We start from the raw sequence: 18,938 nt of genomic DNA on the forward strand, positions 1-18,938 counted from the left end.
ATGGAAGAAAGGCTTATCAAATACGACTTTAAAATCGAATTTTATAACATAAGTCAAACTAGCACATCAGAAGAAAAACCTAAAATCATAATTAAAACTGAAGACGGTATACACATTGACATATCAATATCTGATATTTACTCAAGCAATAATTATGTATGTGCAAAGAGAAGCAAACTAACCCTTTGGAACTTATCTCTTGATTTTACTCGTAATGTAAATGAAGGAGATATTGTAAAGATATTTTATAAAAAATTCGCAGACTCTAGAGATTATGATTTTATTATGTCAGGGTATTTAGGTGTTCCTATGAGTACTGATTATGATAGTGGTGATTTTAGTGTTGATCTTGAAGTTCATTTGGCAACAAAAAGTAATTACTTCAATAGCAAACTTGACATAAATCAATTTCAAGGCATGAGTGTAGAGAATGCCATCTCTATAGCATTTCCTAATAGACATATAATCAATATGAGTTATGCTGATAGAACAAAAATTATAACTGAGAGTTTTTGTGCAAATACTCCTCTTGAGTTTATTGAAAAGATAACTAAAAAGTATGTTCAAAGTGTTAGGACAGATATTGCACCTAAAGATCACAGACAACTTATTAAAGAATCAGCTCTCAGGCACACTCATGTTGAGTGTAATTATATCTTTACTAACGCCACACCTGAAGCTAAAGATACAAATTATATCTTTCTTGAAGATTTTGGCCTTCACTTTATCCCGCAACAAGAGATTGCTATTGGAAGTACCCGCAATATAAGACTTATATATTGGAATGCCAAGATTATGTATACACACAAACTAAAAGTTGGTGATAGGGTCAAATTTCTAGATTCGCTGGGGAGTGAAGTTAAGAGTAGCATTATAGAGACTAGTGCTGCTTTAAGCAATACTGGTGAGTGCTCACTTACCTTGAAGCTTTATGATGACTCTAATTATTTAAATATCAAAGGAGAAGCTCGATAACTTATGAACTTGAATTATGAAATATACAGAATGAACAGCCAAATGAAAGGTTCAGCACTTACACAAGAAGAGATAAAACTATGGACTTACAGAAATATTTTTATCTCTAAGCTAGGAATAATTAAATCTTTTAACTCCTCTACACAAGAAGGTGTCGTTTTACTCTCTGGAGAGACAGATTTAGAGATTAAAACACGCAATATATCAAATATGCACTTTACTCTTAGCGAAGGTGAGAGAGTCATCCTTCTTCAAAGTAGTATTAACCTTTTTAATGAGGATGATGATAATTATTTTGATAAAAACTATTTCTATATTCTAAGGCCTATTAATATGCAAAATGCTACTATCAAAGTTAATGACTTTACAATTGACATACAAAATCCCATAGACATTAAAGCTAATAATACAAGTCTAAGAGCAGTGCTGGAAGAGATTGTATCTTGTCTATACAATTTAAGGGTTACTGGACAATCAGTAGTTGAACCTAGTTTTTATAGTAATCTTACAAAGATTACAAGTAAAATAAATATGTTACTTAAATAGGTTTTTGTTAAATTAAGCAATATACTTGCTACCTTGAGGGTTAGACATTGGATTTACAGATTGACAATCAATTTAATTCTGTCTTTAAACAAGACTTAGCATTAACTAATGGAATAAATGAACAAAAGCAACGTTTATTTATTTTCCTTAAAACTCCAAAGGGTAGTATTAAAAATGCTCCTCATTGGGGATTTGACTATGATCTTGCAGCAAGATTTGCTAAGACAAGCTCTTTAACACAAATTAAAACTTACCTTTCAAATATCATACAAGACCTAAAGATTGACGCTCTCAACATTGAAACAACTATTATAAATAAAAAATTAAACATTACATTTGAATTTGCAAACGACACTTTGAATATGGAGATTAAAATATGAGTATTCTCTTTGATCCTGACTTTGGAACTTTAAAACAGGATATCCAACAAATAATTAATACCAAACGTGAATATTTAAGAGACACGTATGGAATTATAATTAATAATGACCCTACATCCATTTACAATATAATTGCAAACTCACTTGCAATAAAAGAATATGAACTAATAGGTGAGGTTAACAAATTATTTTCTCTTCTTAAACCAGATTCTCCTTATTGGAAGGAGATACAAAAACATATAAGCATTAAAAGTACTACCTATGATGCTATAAAGAGTGCATTACTCAATCTTAATGGAATTAGAAATGTCAATATTAAAAGCACAGCTGGTAAGGCTAGTATTTACCTAATATTAGATGACTCGATGATGAATAAAGAGAAAAGCCAAATTACAGACTCCAATCTTAAAGCATTAATTTGGGAGACACTTTATCTTACATGTCCTGTTGGTACTGTTTTTGAAGGCGATATTCTCATAGATGGAATTAATAGCCAAAATCAAAAAATTGATTACAAAGTATCAATTGGAAAACGCAAATACGCATATCTTAAGAGTAAATATAAAGTCAATCTTGAAAATCACATATACTTGAACATTGACTTTAAAATTAGAGAAATTTATACTCGAATTAAAAATAATAACTACACAGATATGGGAATAAGTTTTGAATATCAAGATTTCTTCGCTCCTGTTAATGAAATTAAAGGTGTTCATTGCATTGATGTTTCTGTTGCCATAAAAGATAACCTGGACGTAAAAATTACTGATATTCCTACAAGCGAATTCAAGCAAAATGAGAATATTAAAATTGAAGCAAATGAAATTCTCGATCTAAATTTTAATGCTGATAGGTTGCTAATTGATATCTCTTCATAAAAAAAGGATAGATTATGGTAAATATACCGACATTTCTTAAAGACACTCAGGTTGAAAAAATTATAAATACTGAATTAGCATTTATAAATAAAATCATCAAAGAAATTAAAGATCTTATTGCTAATTTCGAAGATATTAATGCTAGTGAGCACCTAAATTCAAGATTCATAGCGTTTTGGTTATCTGATATACTACAAATTATTTACTCAACAAACCAAACACTTGAAACACTTGCTAAAAATATTGATAGTGTACTATTTGCTTTGCGTCATATTGGAACCCATGAATCATTTATAAAACTATTTAAGGCTTTTCTTAATGTTGATATTGTTCCTACTACTCTAGAGCCTGGTGTTATTAACATCAAACTTAAAAGTCATATTAAAACTAATGTTATCGTATTTATTGTAGGTAGTACTCCAAAAAACTCCCCATATAAAAAAATTATCTTTAGAACTGAAGAGAATGGGCAAATCTTTAAAAAAGCTTGGACTATGACCTTGCTTCCTAAAGGATATGAGCATTCAATTTATGCACTTATTAAAAAACTGATCCCTATTGGAAGAGTACTCAAGATACAAGACCATGAGGGTCAATATATAAAAGAATTTAAAGGATAATAGTTAAGGAGATTTTATGTCAAGTCAAGAACCTGAAGGTGTTGTAAAACACGATGATACAATTGAGATTAAAAATCTTAATAAATTAACCAAGCTTAAACCCACTGACCTTTTGGTCCTAGATGATGGGTTTTCTAGTTGTCATGCTATTACTCTTGATAACTTCCATAAGGACTTACATACAAAAATATTCCTAGATGATGGTGATCGAAAGAATGATTTCAAACAAGTTATCAAAACACTAATTGCTAATGAATTGCTAAGCGACACCAATTTTATAAACCAAATTTATAGTCAAGTACTTACCAAATTTTTAAAAGATGACTCTAGTAGTATTTCACAGACATATAATAAAGTTATAGAAAAACTTAAAAATAATGAATCTAGTGTTATGGACACTATTATAAGTAAAGTTACAAGTAAGTTTGAATCTAACTTGCCTGAAGATAATTTAAGCAAAAGTCATTACTTTATAGGACTTTATTACTCTAGTTTAAAAAAAATTCCAGTACAAGAATATCTAACTGGTATTAGTAACAGCTTTAGTACAAGTAGTACTACTACAATAAGAGCAACTAGTTATAATAGTGACGGGTTTTATAGAAACACTGTGTACATGTCTAGTTTAAAATATGGACGTTATGTCTTTGACCTTGGGTCCACAGCTACATCTAACAATGAAGAAATTATTATACAAACAGACAGTTCATATGATGATAGTCCCATATATTTAATTGTCAAAGTTACTGCAAGATCTAATTCAACTTCACAATCTAATAAAGAAGTAAGCATAAAATATAGCTATTCTTCAAAACGAACTATCTTTAAGCTTTCAAGTGTACATGGCGGTACAGGTTTTGATGCCAATATTCTAGAAGGTTGGTATATGCAAAAGAATGTGAGTGGCGTTCCTTTACTCGTGAAGCTATAATTTTTATTTGTATTTTTTAGTTTTGTTTTTGCTATATTGATATATAGTTGTAGCTACCAATTTAAATGAAAGGAGACATAAAGTTGAATGAACTTGATAGTAATTTATTAAAATTTTTACTTCAACTAATTAACATCAATGAAATGAAGTTAGTTATTATTGGTGCCTTTATCTTAAGTCTTGGTCTGATTTTCAAGCCAGCAATCAAAGATATACTAACTATTTTAGTAAGTAAGATAAAAACACGGGTTAAAGACACAGATAAAGGGGAGGATTTATGATACTTGATCGTAATTCTCTAGATACTGCTTTAAATGCAATTAAAACATTATTTGAAACACTATATAATTTTGAAGATGGGTCATTTAATGAAAATGCTCATAAAACATTCATGCTACTAAATGACATTTACACAGAGTATCAGATTATCTACATAAAAAATATGGAAAGGTTAGAGAATGCATTAACGCCTCAAATCCAAGCTACATTCATGCCTATCCAAACTAAAATCAAAGAATTTATAGAAAAGGTCAATAGCAATCCAGATAATATGCCATTACCAAAAGAAATCGCACAACACAAAAAGGAGGACTTATGAAATTAAGCACTGCTAAATTAAGTGTTGATATTTTAAATAACTTTACCGAAATTATTAAAAATAATCATCACGGTAAAAATACTGTCACTTATATCAATATTTTTACTAAAGTGGTTAATTACTTTTACGTGCTATATGAAGCTAGCATATATCAAATGGAAGGTAGGGAAGCTATTAAACTACTACGTGAAATTGAAGAGATACTAAGGATTAACATTGAAATCATAGAAAATTCTCTTGACTCTGATGAGCTTACAAAATACACATCACAACTTAGAGCTAAACGTAACAAGATAATGAGTACTTACATCAAAATGTTAAAGGAGGCATAATTTGGGTAAACTTATAAAGTTAACTTTCTTAACACTTATTCTCTCATGTACATCTATTGCGTCACTAACTGAGGAGCCAACACCTCCTAAAACCCAGACTATTAAAGAATTAAGTGTATATGAAGCTAAGTTATCTGATTATATTATGTACTTACAAGTATTCTTAACTAGAACAAAGAAAAAGGTTAATGACCCAAAGTATCCTAAGTTTACTTATTTTGATGCTTCTATACTGAAATCTGAGAGTACAATTGATGATTTAATGTTTAATATCAATCTGTTTAAAGAATATATTAGTATAACTAAACCCATTGCCCAAATGGTGTACAGGAAATATTCAAAATTACAAAATTAAATAAATAAAAAAGAGAAGTCTTTACCTAAAAGCTTCTCTTTTAAAATAAATGGAATAGAGGTTGTGTTTACTCACATAGATACCCAAAAATGTCATCACTAGCTATATATCCAAATAATTTAAGTGGACTCTGGCCATATTTTGGCTCTCTATATGTTAAAAATTTAGAAAAACCTTCAATTACTTCTGGATCAGACTCTGTCCTCTTTAAATAATTATTTATAAGGTAAGTCCAATACTTTATAGTTTTAAGCTCTGGTTTAGTTTCAAAAAACTTGAGGATACTCGAATCATCATCATTCTTTAATTGTATTAAAAACTTATCTATCATTTCTAAACTATCAAAAGGAGTATCTTCTAACACCGAATGCATCCTTTTAGATGCTTGTAGCAAATTTTTGTAATAATGATACTTAGCGGGTACACGTCTGGGCAGCTTATCAAGACTAGTTACAGATTTGTGACTTACTGGTGGCTGTTTTGTTGTGTCTTTAGTTACTGTTTTAGTATTAACAGTTTTATCCCTCTTTATAGAATTTACAAGCGGAACATTTACACTACCAGCTTGTTCTTTATGAGCTTCTTGAACATGCTCCAAAGAGCTAGCATCAGTGTCAACTTCACTCTCAATTAAAAGGTATGCTACAAGAGCATATCTTTTAAAATATGTTATGCATGAACCTACAAGTTGAGGTAATGTATTTTGATTCTTTACTCCCGTTGAAGTTAATTCTTCGCTGTAAATAGGTGTATCAAATGATTCGCTATATCCACTCTTGGGACTGTAAAATGTTGTTGTAATAACATTAACTAAATCACCATCAAAATTCTTTATAGTTGGATATTGCATAAAACCAATGTCTAGATTATTGCTCTTTATAACATTCTTTATTTCTCTTATTATCTCATTAAAATCTTGATACTTATATCCATATCCATTAAGATTCTTAGCAACACCACTTAAATACATTTGTAGACTATGCAAAGACTTTAGGAAGTTTATCTTTGATTGATTTTCATTTGTTACTGAATTTTGATTATTTACTCTTATATCTGTTACTTTTCTTACTGACTGTTTACTTAGTTTCTTAACTGCTCTGCGCATTTTAGTTTTTGTATTTATAATATTTTTTGTCATATTTAATCTCCTATTTTTTGTATTTATACAAAAAATTATATAGCAAAAACTATTTTTTAACAATATAAAAATAATATTTATACTATAAATTATGATTTATACGATATTAATGAATTGATAACTTTACTATTAAATAAACAGAAATTAGAGCTTACTTAAAAAACCTTAGTTTAGAATCCTTAAGTAAGCTCTAGCTATAAAAAACCGATACAAAAAACAGGCGATTGTTAATAAACAATACCTAACAATAGGGTACAACACTTTTGAAATAATAACAAGCACATATTAACAAATATTGATCATTTTTTGATATATTGCAAATATTTCAATCATTATCAAGTTATAAAGAATTTACTTATTAGAGACATAACAATAGATATAATTATTGGCAATCCTACTGCCATAATAATAATTAACATTCTATTTCCTACACTAAGCTTTTCTAACAAAATTTTATTTGACATATCAAGCTTTTCTAACAAAATTTTATTTGACATATCAAGCTTTTCTAATAGTATTGCATTATTATTCTGTATTTCCTTAAGTAAATTTTTCTCTACATTGTCTATTTTGATATCTAGATTGGTTATATCCTTTTGCAAATTCTTCTCTACATTGTCTATTTTGATATCTAGATTGGTTATATCCTTTTGCAAATTCTTCTCTACATTGTCTATTTTGATATCCAAATTAGATATATCCCGTTTAAATTCTACCTTAGTAAATTCAATATCTTTTTTTAAGTTACTCTCTACATTAATGATTTGCTGTTCTAATGAATTCATTTTTTCTCTTAAAACTTCAAAATTAGAATTATCATTATGAAGTAAAATGAAATCCACAGCTTCTTCAGTAAAACCCTTATGTAAGAACTCATTCCTTAAATCTTCTGTCCTATATATCTTATATGCTAAATTACCCATAAAAACTCCTTACTATTCACCTTTTAAACTTTTAAATTCCTTCATAAATTCTTCAATTAGATCCTTTTTACTTGAAAAAAGCCTATCCATTAAAAAACTTGTAAATTTGGTATTACTTTTATAAAAATCATAACTATCTTGACTTTTAAGTTGAAATCTTAATGGCTTTATTGGATTTCGTTTCGATTTTTTAATATTAATTCCTTCTTTATTCCTTAAAAATAAAATAGCATCATTAATTCCATTTTCTATAACAAATTGTTCCTCTAACAATCCTTCTTCTATAGCATTTCCTATTCTAAGATATTCGTATACTTGAGTCCTTGCTATTCTAAAATTCTTTGCAAATGAATTAAAACTTTTATATCCATCCAATTCATAATATTTGTTATCTTTTATTTCTTTTAATGCTTTTATAACTTCTATCTTATGAAAAATTTCTTTTTTAAAATTATTTACTATTTTTTCCTTTAATTTATTATAACGTCCCAATACATCATTATTGTTAATGATCTCCAAATTTCTATTATCTATTTTTAAATTTCCTTTTAATTTCATACTACCCTCCAATTTATCTTGATTTGTATAACTTGTCCGTTTTACGGATAAGTTATTATCCTAACAAACAACAGTCATTTAACTTGTTAGAAGCTATTTAAAAAATTATTCATAGCATTTTCATATTCTTTCATATAATCTCTTTTTGTAGAAAAAATAGAATTGCTTGCTATATTCTTATTTAAATCTTCTCTTTCTGATATAATTCCCAAAAAATTGTCTCTATTTCTTAGTAAATTAACGTATTCCTTATGTGTATTATTATTCTTAAATCTTGTTGCAAGTACAAAAACAGGAATATTCAATTCTAGATTATGAAAAAAGTAATAAAATAAATCTAAACATTCGATTGCCCACTTCTCAGGAACAATTGGAACAATCACGTGACTACTACTTAACAATGAATTTTTATATGTAATGTCAAAACTAGGAGTTGTATCTAATATAATATATTCATAATTATTGCAAAAACAATTTAAATTAGATTTAAGCAAAAGTTCTTTAGAATCTATTCTACTGTCATTAATTTTATGTAAAGTTAAGTAACTAGGAATTAAATCAAGATTATTGTCAACATTTATAATTGCTTTTTCAATATCCAAATTATTGATCAAAACCTCATATATATTTATTGTTCTTAAATCTATGTTATATTCTCTTACCTTATCTTTATAATAACTAGTAATTGAAGCTTGTGTATCCGTATCTATAAGCAAAACTCGATTTTTTCTTGACAACAAATATGAGAACGCTAAGCTGGTTGCACTTTTTCCAACTCCACCTTTCATGTTCGCAACACTAATTATTTTCGGTTTTTTGTTACCCATCTAGTTATATTACCTCCTTCTGGTAATTTTTTACCATAAAAATGGTATACTTCTTTTTCTAAACAAGAAATTTTTTCGACTAAAGATTCATAATATTTAGTGTCAATCTTTTCTTTTTTAACCAAACGAGACATTCCTTTAAGATAACAATAAATACTTCCTTTTTTGAATCTAAATTCAACATAATATGTTTTGGAAAAACTATGTGCTTTCTCAATTCCATTTTCTTCATATTTCCTAATTACGTTTTTTATAGGTTTTCTGTAGCCGTAATAAATACCCAAGAATTTATCTCCTTCTTTTATAGGAAATAATCTAAAGTATTCTGCTTTTTCTTGATTAAACAGCCCTCTGAATGTAATAAGAAATTTGTCTTTTTGATTTTTATCAATACCAAATATATGTAAATCCATCATAATTTTAGTGTGATATATTTTTCGACCTCCAATCTCTTCTATCTTAATGAAAAGAAGTTTTTCTTCTTTTGGAATTAACCTTATTTTTTTCTTCTCTGCATTTTCTATTACATCATTCATAACAAGTCCTTTAATTAATAACCCGTTTAAATTCATTATCCTTCAGATATTTTTGATTATCCTTTATTAAATCTAAAAAATCATAGTAATACTGATTATTAAATACTTTTCCATATTCTAATTTTCTCTGTTTACCTAAATATTCTTTCAGCAATGGTATAAACATTTCAATTTTTACTTTATGCTTTAATTGATCAATGAGTATGCTAAAGATGTTGTTCCTAATATCCTTTTTATCTTTCTTAGTATTTGCTTTAACACGATCAACTGACTTTTTAAGTTTTTCTATTATCTTTTTTAAATCACTGTATTTATCTTTTTCTATAATAAAGTGGGGTTTGTTCTTATATTGTTCATATACATTTTGTATTTGTGTTTCTAATTGTTTACTGTCATATCCCTCATTATCTAGATTAGTTTTTGTTTCATCTAGCATTTTTTTTAATTCTTTTTGTTTATTCTCAAGTTTACTGTTATTTGATTTAATCCTATTTACTTTTTCATACACATTATTTTCAGCTATTTTAACTGCTTTCAATAATTGAATTTTAAAATTTTTGTCCGCTTCTAAATTCAAAATAGAAAGGAAAGCATTTGATTTAAAATTGCATTTCTTAGCATACTTTTCTACTTGTAATTTTTCTATAGATTTTGTGTTGCCCTTATCTTCTTCTTTATTATTATAATTATTATTAAAACACTCCGCTTTTTCTACACTCTCCTTTTTATTACATCTTTTTTTAAAGTAGCCATTTACACGGTTTTTGTGTCTTTCTTCTTTTTTGTCTCTAAAGTGTTTATTGATTATAAGGTGACATTCTTTTTTAGAGTATTTAAGTTTGTAATAAACTTCAGTACCCATGTTAACACCCAAGTGTTTGTGATAATTAATTGTTACTTTAAATACTTTTTCTAATTTATAAAGATATTTTTGAAGTGTTTTAAGAGTAGTTTCTTTATGTCCATTGCGTTTTAAGTTTCCATTAAAGTAGTAAAGTAGGTTGCTTTGTGTGTATTTTTTATTTTTATTATTGATATATTCAATTGTTGATATTAGTACTATTAGTTTGTGTTGGTATTTATTGTGGCATTGTGTGTCACGTCCTTTTCTAACTTTTATATTCTTCATTGTTAATCCCCTGTTTTTGTATTACTTATTACTAATAATAACCCATTATTCAGTAATAAGTAAATCAATAATTATTAAAGATTAAAATTTATTTTTGGTTTAGCAAAAATGATAATGTTTATGACATTTTTTGTAAATATTTTTGTTAAAAAATAATTTTTGCTATATAGTTATTTGTATAAATACAAAAAACAGGAGATTAAATATGACAAAAATAAATGAACAAAAATCAAAGGAAGGTATGCAACAATTTAGTTTGTACAGGCAGATGGTGTTTAAGGGTTTTGAATCTTTTGCATATCAGAGTCAAGAAAATCTTAAAGGTAAACAAAAACAAATAAGTAAAATAAGTAAGGTAGGACGTAAATTACCAAAAATCAGCAGAGATGAATGTTTTAAGTTTAATAGGAAGGTTGATTTTAGTATGCAAAGAGAATTGTTAAATCGTATGGGTGCAAGTGAAGTTGGAAGCATGTTTATTGGTGCTGATTCTTTAGAAAAATTAATGCGAGAGCGAATACTTAAAGCTATAGGAAGGGAAATACCATTTGAAGATAATTTAAGCATGAGAAAGGGGAAGATACTAGAGTCTTTAGGATTTGATGAATTTGTTCGTATGCACGCAGACAATATTGAGGTGTTGCATAAAAACAAATATGCAAACGGTGTTGACAAATATAATTATTTCAAAAAATTGGAAGGCCGTGACACATTAGTTGGTTCAACAATTGATGGATGGTTTGTAAGTAGCATAGGAGATGCCGAGTTACTTGAGATCAAATTTAGTGATAATCTTTACTTAAAGAGTGCTGCTATTGAATACAACAGGACTGGTAATTTTTTAGAAAATAAATATTTCTTTAAGTATTATGTTCAAGTACAAATGCAACTCTTATGTACAGGTTTAAACAAAGGTAATTTATTTTTTATTGTAGGTAATGAGGCTCTCAACTGTGTAATTAATAGGGATGATAATTTTATTAGTGCTGTAATGACTGAGGTTTCAAGATTAGAGCAGGAAGTTAGTCGTATTGCCAAATCTTTAAAGTTGGATAGTGATATTGATATTGAAAATATTGATTTAGATGAGCTTAGTGTTATTATCACAGATTTTTTAAAAAGTAGCTTTGTATATCAAGAGTTGTGTGATATGGATTTCAAATTAGATTTTTTAGAATTTGTAAAATCAAGTCAACTTGAGATTGACGGTGAAGACGAAATTTTGAATTTGAAGAGACGTCTTGAAAAGATTAGTGCTTTGCAATCTGAAATTGACAAGGTAGAAGAGGAGACTAAAAAGGCTCATGCGTTAGAGTTGTCTAGGGTAACAAAACCTATAAAAGATAAACTTAAATCACAAATAGATGATCTTATGGATAAATTTTCTTTAAATGAACATATAAATTATGACTTTGATGGGAATCTATTCCATGTAGATATGAGTAGGAGAGCTATTAAGGATAGGTTTAAGTTTTTAAGCTGTGTTATCGATTTTACTTTTAGTAATTCAAGTGTAGTTAATGAGTGGTCCACTCCTATTTTAAATGCTGTTTAAGGGGCCCTTTATGAGATTTATATTTATGGTTTTATTTTTAGTAATTACTTACAAGATTTTAAGATTTTTATGTAAGTTTTGCGTACGAAGTATAGAGAGACTCATTCATTATTATTATGCAAGGCAAGAATTTTTAGAGAATATGAGAAGACTTGATTGTGATTTAAGACGTATGGAGATGTTAAGTAGGCTTAATGATGAGGAGAGTTCTGGTGTTTGATATTAACTCTTTAAGTATGTCTGGTCGTTTAACAAGGGACTGTGAGATTACTTATTCTAGTAATAGTCTTCCTATATTAAAATTTACACTAGCTAATAATAGAGGTGTTAGGAGGAGTAACTCATGGGAGAGACAATCACAGTTTTTTGACTGTGTTCTTTTTGGATCTAGAGCCTCAAGCCTTACAGCTTTACTTAAACGAGGGGTTCAAGTTGTACTTAATGGATCTCTTGCTTATGAAACCTGGACCTGTAAGCGTACGGGTGAGGGGAAGAGTAAATACAGTATATTGGTAAATGATATTTGCGTCTTAAACCCGTCAATTAAAACACAAGAGACTAATGAGAGTAAATCTCAAGATGAGTTTTATGAAGATATTCCTTTTTAGTAGCTACAGTTAAGGGGGTTAGGGGTGGTAGTATCAAAAAGAGACATTATATCAAAGATGATTGAAGCTAAATATGATTTTGAAGATGTTCTACTTTGTAGAAAAGACAGACAAGGAGAGCCTTTATTTTTAAGACTTTGTAGAGAAGGGCTTACTATTGGGAATGCTAAGTTATGTTTAGATGTGTTTTTAAGCATTTGCAAAAAGAGTCCTGACTTTGCTTCAAGATATGGGATACTTAGGATTAACAAGAGAAGCATATTTGTAGCTAGTTTCTTTAGTATTTCTATATTTTTAGATCAAATTTTAAGCTTTTTTGATAGTAGTATAGAGTGTCTTCTTGAGGATCCAGACTTAAATATTTAATGGAGGTTAAAGGTTAAGGATGAAAATAACACAAAATAATCCAAATTTAATTTCAGCAGTACGTCAGTGGGGATGTTACTTTTTATCTCTTCATTATTACATAGAAAGTTTTAAAAATTTGCAGTTTAGTGTTAATGATATAAATAAGAATTATCACAAGTTTGTTAAGTTAGGATATATAAGAAGTAATTGTTATATTTTAAATCCATGCGCTGTGCTAAGACGGTTTGATATTAGTACAAGTGTAAGGTGGGAAGGTCCTGCTTACAGATGTTTAGATGGAGAATTTGAGATAAGTGAAGTTAAAATCAAAAATACACCAGGATATCATTTTATAGCAACTAATGCGACATCTGTGCTTTATGATTCACTTACACTTAAGGAGCGGGGCGTTGAATATGAGATTACATCAAGGAGAATATTTAAGAAATATTGAAACTACTAAAGTTAGAAGGAAGTAAATACCTTTATAGTGCTAATATTATAAGTCTTTTTCCTAGACATACCCAGTATATTGAAGGATTTTTTGGTACTGGAGCTGTATTTTTTGCAAAGCCATTAGCCCATTATAATATACTCAATGATAATTCTAAATTTATATATAAGTTTTTTTATATCTTAAGACAAGACCCTGAGTTGCTCTACAAGCGTGTAAGAGACGTGATTATATAGCTAATATTTTTAAGAAAACTAAACATGAGATACTAGCTACTTCATACAAAACTAATAAGTCAAGTATGGACTTCCGTAATACTAGTTATACTTGAACAGAAATGTTTAAAATGCAAGCGTAAATTTGTATATGGAAAAAAGACCCTAGAAAAGTTTAGAGTCTTTTTTCCTTGCATAATGAAATTTTAGTTTAAAGAATATATATATTATAAACTAAAGAATTATCAAAAACAAAGGCTTAACAAATAATTTTTTTGTAAATAAATACCTAATTTTATCTTTAGGTATTTACTTTGAAGTTGGTAAAAATTTTTGAAGTGGGGAAGTAGTACCAAAGTACCTTAAAAATATTAGCAAAAAATATGAGTTATTTCAAGCTAGTTTTGATATCTTTGTAAGCCTGTATTTTACTTGCACTTGAGAGTCCATAAACATTATCAATCTCCGAAGTAGATGAGTATTTCATAAGCTCTTTAATTTCAAATGAATTATATCCTTTAGCTTTAAGTGATGCTATAAATATATTACGGAGTATATGTAGAGATTTGCGATGTTTAAATCCTCCCTTAATTAGTAATTCCTTAAACTGTTTTGAAATTTCAGTTATGTTAATTTTGTTGTCACGGAATTTAAGTTTACTTTTTTGAAATAGATAAGTACGCCTACTGTCTTTATCTCTAGAGTTGAAATATTCTTGATGTGCCCTCATAATAGAATCAAATTCAAGCTTACTAATAACTACTTCTCTTATACAGATATTGCTACGCTTTTTAGCTACATTAACACGAATAGAATAAAATACTTCACCATTACTGCTTGTCTCTTTATATATATCAGTAAGTTTTACATTTTGCATTTCAACACCCCTACAACCAGTAATTGAGAGTAAATGTACAAACCATCCAGAGATTGGGTCTTGTTCTTTAAGTCTCTCTATAGAACGTTTTACTAGTTTAATTGTCCTGTCATTTAGATAAAATCTTACAGGAGGGGATAATTTTTTAGTATTTTTAGTTTTGCTATTGCTTTTAAGTAGAGTTAATTCTTCACTTAAGCGTTCATTTTGCAGCTCTAATTCTTTAATTTTTAAGTTAAGATTGCAGTTAATTAAATGTGTCTCTTTCATATAATTTTAAAGTTAACTAAATAGTTTAAAAATAGATAAAATTAGTTATAAAAATATTAGCAAATACTTACACGTAGAGTCAATTTTTAAAGGTCTCCATTGTATGGGAAATCTGGTGTGTAGAATACTTGTAATTTAGAGAAAAGTTATTTTAAGGAGAAGCAGCACAAAATATCTAGTATACTTTGGGTTATCTTTAACAAATACTTAAAATTTTACTTCCCGTATCCTTTATTTGCCTATTTAGTAGCTTTCAACTTTGCAATGATAGGTTATTTAGTACAAAATTTAAATTCTCTCTTTCTGTTAACTTAAAGTTTACTTTTATAGTTTCCCTTACCATTTTTATAACGAGTTTAATTTATTCTTTTTCACACTTTTTTATCTAGAATATTTGTTGCCTTTTTCTTTTAAATCTACTTTTCTTAAATCTCTATTTCTTAACTTTCATCTTTGATTATTAGAGTTTCATTTAACCACCGGATCCACAAGTGCTTGATGCTTGTTCTTTAAATGTTTCTAAGTTATTACTATTACTTTGAAATGAACCTTGTAAGACTGTTTTAAAAGTGTTTTTTTGCTGGCTAGCATTATCACCTTTGCATTTTTCAAGCTCAGTATGTATATGTTCAAGTACAGATTTAATCTTAGATTCATCATGATTTAAAAACTTGTTGAAATCACTTTCACTCCCTAGAGCCTCTTTTAAGAAATCCAGATTTGATTTTTCAGTATCATTTAATTTTTCTCTTAATAGGTCTTCAGGTGTTTTTTGTACTTCTTCTTGTTCTTCTAAGTTTCTTTTAACTCTACTCTTAGGTTTAGCATTACCATGCTCATATTCACAACTACTAATTAGTAGTGCCAACACCAAAATAAAATTAATTTTATTCATATAAATCCCCTTATCTTTTTGATTTTAAAAATATATCTCTATTTACATATCTTTAATGTACATGTACTTATAAGTATTAATTGTTTTTGTAAAGTTTATTGTTTTGTTATAAATTTTATGTTAAATATATTTTTGTTAACCTATTAGTTAACTTATGTTAAATGATATGAGTAGGATAAAGAAATCATTAGATGATTATGTTGTGTATTTTAGAGAAGGCAGGCTTAATGATGCTAGGATTGCAAAAGAGCTTGGAGTAAGTCGTGTTAATGTAGGAAAGATGAGACGCAAATGGGAAGAGATTAAGGATGACCCTGAGTATATTAATGGTGCTGCTAAGCTCACTATTTGTGAAGATACTTTAAATAATATATTATTTCATGCATCACAAAGTAGGGCTCAAGCACGTGATCTTAAAAGTCAGTTTAGTATGGCTAAAAGTATGTTGGGACTTGAGTTTATAAATTCATTTAGTCGTTATTTAGAGTTGGAACTTAAAACACATAATTACAAAATAGAAGAATTAGATGATTATGTTGTGTATTTTAGAGAAGGCAGGCTTAATGATGCTAGGATTGCAAAAGAGCTTGGAGTAAGTCGTGTTAATGTAGGAAAGATGAGACGCAAATGGGAAGAGATTAAGGATGACCCTGAGTATATTAATGGTGCTGCTAAGCTCACTATTTGTGAAGATACTTTAAATAATATATTATTTCATGCATCACAAAGTAGGGCTCAAGCACGTGATCTTAAAAGTCAGTTTAGTATGGCTAAAAGTATGTTGGGACTTGAGTTTATAAATTCATTTAGTCGTTATTTAGAGTTGGAACTTAAAACACATAATTACAAAATAGAAGAATTAGAGTCCCAAATTAGCAATCTTTACAAGAAGACTTTAAGTAAAAAAGTTGCACATTCAGAAGAAGAGAGTCGTGAGCTTGAAGAGTTAAAACTTAAACTCGATGAGCTTAAAAGGGATCTCGAACTTAAGAAAATGTCACTATATTACAAGACAATGCTAAAGCTTAAAGCTACTGATACAGATGTGCGCTCTAAATTACAAATTTAAAGGATATGGTAATGGATATATATAAACTGCCTATATTTAAAGAAATGCAGCGAGAGTACAAGCGTGATTTTGGTATTGATATAATGGATTTTATTAAGCCTAAAGCATTGGAGGTTGATTTTAAAGGGTTTGAAAGTAAATATTTAACTTCAAAACAACTTAAAGTAATACGTAATATCGAGAAGAATAATCAAAGTAAAATTATCTTCTCAGGTGGGATTGCTAGCGGTAAAACATTTCTAGCATGTTATCTATTCTTAAAAATACTGCTTACAAATAGGAATGTGTATAAAAAAAATACTAATAATTTTATAATAGGAAATTCACAAAAATCATTAGAGGTTAATGTTATGAGTGAGTTAGAAGATATTGCTAGTATGCTTAAGATACCCTTTAGGCCAAAATTTTCTAATACATCATATTTTGAAATAGACTCACTAAGAGTTAATTTGTATGGTGGTGATAGGGCAAGTGATTTTGAGAGGTTTAGAGGCTCTAATTCGGCGCTTATTTACGTTAATGAAGCAACTACACTGCATAAAGAAACATTAATAGAATGTTTAAAAAGGCTTAGAGTAGGTATGCAAACCATTATATTTGATACCAATCCTGACAGTCCGGAGCATTTCTTTAAAACGGATTATATTGATAATACAGAAATTTACTCTACATATAACTTTACAACATATGATAATGAATTAATTTCTAGAGAATTTATTAAAACCCAAGAAAAAATTTATAAAGACATGCCAACATATAAAGCAAGGGTACTACTTGGAGAATGGGTTGCATCCTGTGATGCGATATTTACTAATATTAATCTTACAAGTAACCATGAATTTATCTCCCCAATAGCATATTTAGATCCTGCATACAGTATTGGAGGAGATAATACAGCTATTTGTGTGTTAGAGCGAGTAGATCAAAGTTATTATGCATTTATATTTCAAGAAAAGTTACCAGCAGGTGATCTTAGAGTGTTAAATACAATTAAAACTATACTTACAAATCTAAATGTGCATACACTATATGTTGAAGATAGGGATGACATTGCTGGGCATGGAAATGTGACTAAAATCTTTCTTAATCTTAGAGCGGGTATGAGTCATAAGTTTAGGATTGCTCCTATTAAACCTATAAGTAATAAATTTACTAGAATTGCTACGTTAATAGAGCCATTTGCAACATCTAAACTTAGTATTATGGATTATTCAAGTAAATCAGCTATATCTGATATTTATAAGTACAAAGGAGATGGTAAGAGTGATGATGATTCATTAGATAGCTTGTCAGCATCATATATGTTATTGACTTTGGGAGTGCGTAATCTTAAAGCACATTTTACTAAAATAAGGTTCCTATAACACTTAAAATATTATATAATAATTATATAAGGAGTGTTTTTATGGGACTTGCTCAACCAGTTATTACTCAACAAATGGTTATATCAGAACTTACCAAGGCTGGGATAAATAGAGATATTGCTATTGATCTCTCTTACAGATATTATAAAAATGAACTGACTTACAAGGATATTGAGTATTTAGAGACTACTTTTAACCTTAAGCTTGAAAAAGTTGAAGCTCTTTTACAAGCTGAGATTCAAAGGGTTGAGACAACATTAAAATCCGATATTAAAGACCTGGATAATAAATTCGATACTAAATTCAATGAACTTGATAATAAGATTGATAATGTTAAAAGTGAATTAAAATCTGATATTAAAGACTTGGACAATAAATTTGATACCAAATTCAATAAACTTGATAACAAGCTTAGACTACATGGTTGGATGTTTGGCACTCTTATTACACTTAATATAGGAATATTCTTAGCATTAATATCATTATTAGTAAAGTAAATTTATTTACCTAAAGCCTTCCTTATTTAATTGACCTTCTGTCAATTATTTTTTTTACAA

General features: G+C 28.4%; 27 protein-coding genes. 19 read left to right on the forward strand and 8 right to left on the reverse strand.

The genetic code is table 11. From position 1 onward, the window contains the following. The 10 genes from BT0_RS04410 to BT0_RS04455 all read left to right on the forward strand — a co-directional run bounded on the left by BT0_RS04410 (position 1) and on the right by BT0_RS04455 (position 5,615). Positions 1-975, forward strand: coding sequence for a DUF693 family protein (locus BT0_RS04410; RefSeq protein WP_088895093.1), 975 nt, complete (start codon positions 1-3; stop codon positions 973-975). Positions 976-978: 3 nt separating this feature from the next. Further along, a complete protein-coding gene (locus BT0_RS04415; RefSeq protein WP_088895069.1) occupies positions 979-1,521 on the forward strand; it encodes a DUF777 family protein in 543 nt (180 codons plus the stop codon). 47 nt (positions 1,522-1,568) lie between these two features. Further along, positions 1,569-1,901 (forward strand): hypothetical protein, encoded by a 333-nt coding sequence (locus tag BT0_RS04420; RefSeq protein WP_088895070.1) that lies wholly within the window; start codon positions 1,569-1,571, stop codon positions 1,899-1,901. Further along, complete coding sequence (locus BT0_RS04425) at positions 1,898-2,779, forward strand: DUF276 domain-containing protein (protein WP_088895071.1); 882 nt, start codon at positions 1,898-1,900, stop codon at positions 2,777-2,779. Before BT0_RS04420 ends, BT0_RS04425 begins: the two co-directional genes overlap by 4 nt. A 14-nt stretch (positions 2,780-2,793) precedes the next feature. After that, positions 2,794-3,399 carry a DUF735 family protein gene (locus BT0_RS04430; RefSeq protein WP_088895072.1) on the forward strand — a complete coding sequence of 202 codons (606 nt, stop codon included), beginning with the start codon at positions 2,794-2,796 and terminating at the stop codon, positions 3,397-3,399. Positions 3,400-3,415: 16 nt separating this feature from the next. Next, on the forward strand, positions 3,416-4,330 hold the full coding sequence (locus tag BT0_RS04435) for a DUF685 domain-containing protein (protein WP_088895073.1): 915 nt from the start codon (positions 3,416-3,418) through the stop codon (positions 4,328-4,330). 83 nt (positions 4,331-4,413) lie between these two features. Next, entirely contained in the window at positions 4,414-4,611 is a 198-nt protein-coding gene (locus BT0_RS04440; protein ID WP_161491411.1) for a BlyA family holin, read from the forward strand. After that, on the forward strand, positions 4,608-4,928 hold the full coding sequence (locus BT0_RS04445; RefSeq protein WP_088895075.1) for a BlyB family putative holin accessory protein: 321 nt from the start codon (positions 4,608-4,610) through the stop codon (positions 4,926-4,928). Before BT0_RS04440 ends, BT0_RS04445 begins: the two co-directional genes overlap by 4 nt. Next, a complete protein-coding gene (locus BT0_RS04450; protein ID WP_088895076.1) occupies positions 4,925-5,260 on the forward strand; it encodes a BlyB family putative holin accessory protein in 336 nt (111 codons plus the stop codon). The genes BT0_RS04445 and BT0_RS04450 overlap by 4 nt, the downstream gene beginning before the upstream one ends. Before the next feature lies 1 nt (position 5,261). Further along, positions 5,262-5,615, forward strand: a complete 354-nt coding sequence (locus BT0_RS04455; RefSeq protein ID WP_088895077.1) for a BBA14 family lipoprotein — start codon at positions 5,262-5,264, stop codon at positions 5,613-5,615. A gap of 67 nt (positions 5,616-5,682) precedes the next feature. On the opposite strand, the gene BT0_RS04460 is transcribed toward BT0_RS04455, so the two are convergent. The 6 genes from BT0_RS04460 to BT0_RS04485 all read right to left on the reverse strand — a co-directional run bounded on the left by BT0_RS04460 (position 5,683) and on the right by BT0_RS04485 (position 10,726). Continuing rightward, positions 5,683-6,753, reverse strand: coding sequence for an ERF family protein (locus BT0_RS04460; protein ID WP_236842858.1), 1,071 nt, complete (start codon positions 6,751-6,753; stop codon positions 5,683-5,685). Positions 6,754-7,088: 335 nt separating this feature from the next. Continuing rightward, the gene (gene bdr / locus BT0_RS04465) at positions 7,089-7,676 is read right to left on the reverse strand and encodes a Bdr family repetitive protein (RefSeq protein WP_088895078.1); all 588 of its coding nucleotides are present in this window, start codon (positions 7,674-7,676) and stop codon (positions 7,089-7,091) included. A 12-nt stretch (positions 7,677-7,688) separates the two neighbouring features. Beyond that, the gene (locus tag BT0_RS04470; RefSeq protein WP_088895079.1) at positions 7,689-8,234 is read right to left on the reverse strand and encodes a chromosome replication/partitioning protein; all 546 of its coding nucleotides are present in this window, start codon (positions 8,232-8,234) and stop codon (positions 7,689-7,691) included. Between the two features lie 86 nt (positions 8,235-8,320). After that, positions 8,321-9,061, reverse strand: a complete 741-nt coding sequence (locus BT0_RS04475) for a ParA family protein (RefSeq protein ID WP_088895080.1) — start codon at positions 9,059-9,061, stop codon at positions 8,321-8,323. Next, positions 9,037-9,597, reverse strand: a complete 561-nt coding sequence (locus BT0_RS04480; RefSeq protein ID WP_088895095.1) for a DUF226 domain-containing protein — start codon at positions 9,595-9,597, stop codon at positions 9,037-9,039. Before BT0_RS04480 ends, BT0_RS04475 begins: the two co-directional genes overlap by 25 nt. 10 nt (positions 9,598-9,607) lie before the next feature. Then, on the reverse strand, positions 9,608-10,726 hold the full coding sequence (locus BT0_RS04485) for a plasmid maintenance protein (protein WP_088895081.1): 1,119 nt from the start codon (positions 10,724-10,726) through the stop codon (positions 9,608-9,610). A 205-nt stretch (positions 10,727-10,931) separates the two neighbouring features. Between BT0_RS04485 and BT0_RS04490 the strand changes: the two genes are divergently transcribed. Genes BT0_RS04490 through BT0_RS04515 form a run of 6 tightly spaced genes read left to right on the forward strand, consistent with a single transcriptional unit; the run spans position 10,932 to position 13,927 of the window. Further along, the gene (locus BT0_RS04490; protein WP_088895082.1) at positions 10,932-12,281 is read left to right on the forward strand and encodes a DUF244 domain-containing protein; all 1,350 of its coding nucleotides are present in this window, start codon (positions 10,932-10,934) and stop codon (positions 12,279-12,281) included. A 10-nt stretch (positions 12,282-12,291) separates the two neighbouring features. Next, complete coding sequence (locus tag BT0_RS04495; protein ID WP_088895083.1) at positions 12,292-12,501, forward strand: hypothetical protein; 210 nt, start codon at positions 12,292-12,294, stop codon at positions 12,499-12,501. Continuing rightward, positions 12,494-12,889, forward strand: a complete 396-nt coding sequence (locus BT0_RS04500; protein WP_161491412.1) for a single-stranded DNA-binding protein — start codon at positions 12,494-12,496, stop codon at positions 12,887-12,889. Before BT0_RS04495 ends, BT0_RS04500 begins: the two co-directional genes overlap by 8 nt. 24 nt (positions 12,890-12,913) lie before the next feature. Continuing rightward, on the forward strand, positions 12,914-13,255 hold the full coding sequence (locus tag BT0_RS04505; protein WP_088895085.1) for a hypothetical protein: 342 nt from the start codon (positions 12,914-12,916) through the stop codon (positions 13,253-13,255). 19 nt (positions 13,256-13,274) lie between these two features. Further along, the gene (locus tag BT0_RS04510) at positions 13,275-13,691 is read left to right on the forward strand and encodes a DUF261 family protein (RefSeq protein WP_088895086.1); all 417 of its coding nucleotides are present in this window, start codon (positions 13,275-13,277) and stop codon (positions 13,689-13,691) included. Continuing rightward, positions 13,688-13,927 (forward strand): DNA adenine methylase, encoded by a 240-nt coding sequence (locus BT0_RS04515; protein ID WP_161491413.1) that lies wholly within the window; start codon positions 13,688-13,690, stop codon positions 13,925-13,927. Before BT0_RS04510 ends, BT0_RS04515 begins: the two co-directional genes overlap by 4 nt. A gap of 367 nt (positions 13,928-14,294) precedes the next feature. On the opposite strand, the gene BT0_RS04520 is transcribed toward BT0_RS04515, so the two are convergent. Continuing rightward, the gene (locus tag BT0_RS04520; protein WP_088895088.1) at positions 14,295-15,053 is read right to left on the reverse strand and encodes a tyrosine-type recombinase/integrase; all 759 of its coding nucleotides are present in this window, start codon (positions 15,051-15,053) and stop codon (positions 14,295-14,297) included. 472 nt (positions 15,054-15,525) lie between these two features. Further along, positions 15,526-15,948 carry an Mlp family lipoprotein gene (locus BT0_RS04525; RefSeq protein WP_088895089.1) on the reverse strand — a complete coding sequence of 141 codons (423 nt, stop codon included), beginning with the start codon at positions 15,946-15,948 and terminating at the stop codon, positions 15,526-15,528. A 166-nt stretch (positions 15,949-16,114) separates the two neighbouring features. On the opposite strand from BT0_RS04525, the gene BT0_RS04530 reads away from it, so the two are divergent. From BT0_RS04530 to bdr (BT0_RS05935), 3 genes are read left to right on the forward strand one after another with little or no spacing between them, the layout of a single operon-like run. Beyond that, the gene (locus BT0_RS04530; RefSeq protein WP_145954703.1) at positions 16,115-17,017 is read left to right on the forward strand and encodes a DUF603 domain-containing protein; all 903 of its coding nucleotides are present in this window, start codon (positions 16,115-16,117) and stop codon (positions 17,015-17,017) included. An 11-nt stretch (positions 17,018-17,028) separates the two neighbouring features. Next, entirely contained in the window at positions 17,029-18,381 is a 1,353-nt protein-coding gene (locus BT0_RS04535) for a PBSX family phage terminase large subunit (RefSeq protein WP_088895091.1), read from the forward strand. Positions 18,382-18,422: 41 nt separating this feature from the next. Next, on the forward strand, positions 18,423-18,878 hold the full coding sequence (gene bdr / locus BT0_RS05935; RefSeq protein WP_088895092.1) for a Bdr family repetitive protein: 456 nt from the start codon (positions 18,423-18,425) through the stop codon (positions 18,876-18,878). The last annotated feature ends 60 nt before the right edge of the window (positions 18,879-18,938 follow it).

Source organism: Borrelia turicatae 91E135 (assembly GCF_000012085.2).
Taxonomy (GTDB): domain Bacteria; phylum Spirochaetota; class Spirochaetia; order Borreliales; family Borreliaceae; genus Borrelia; species Borrelia turicatae.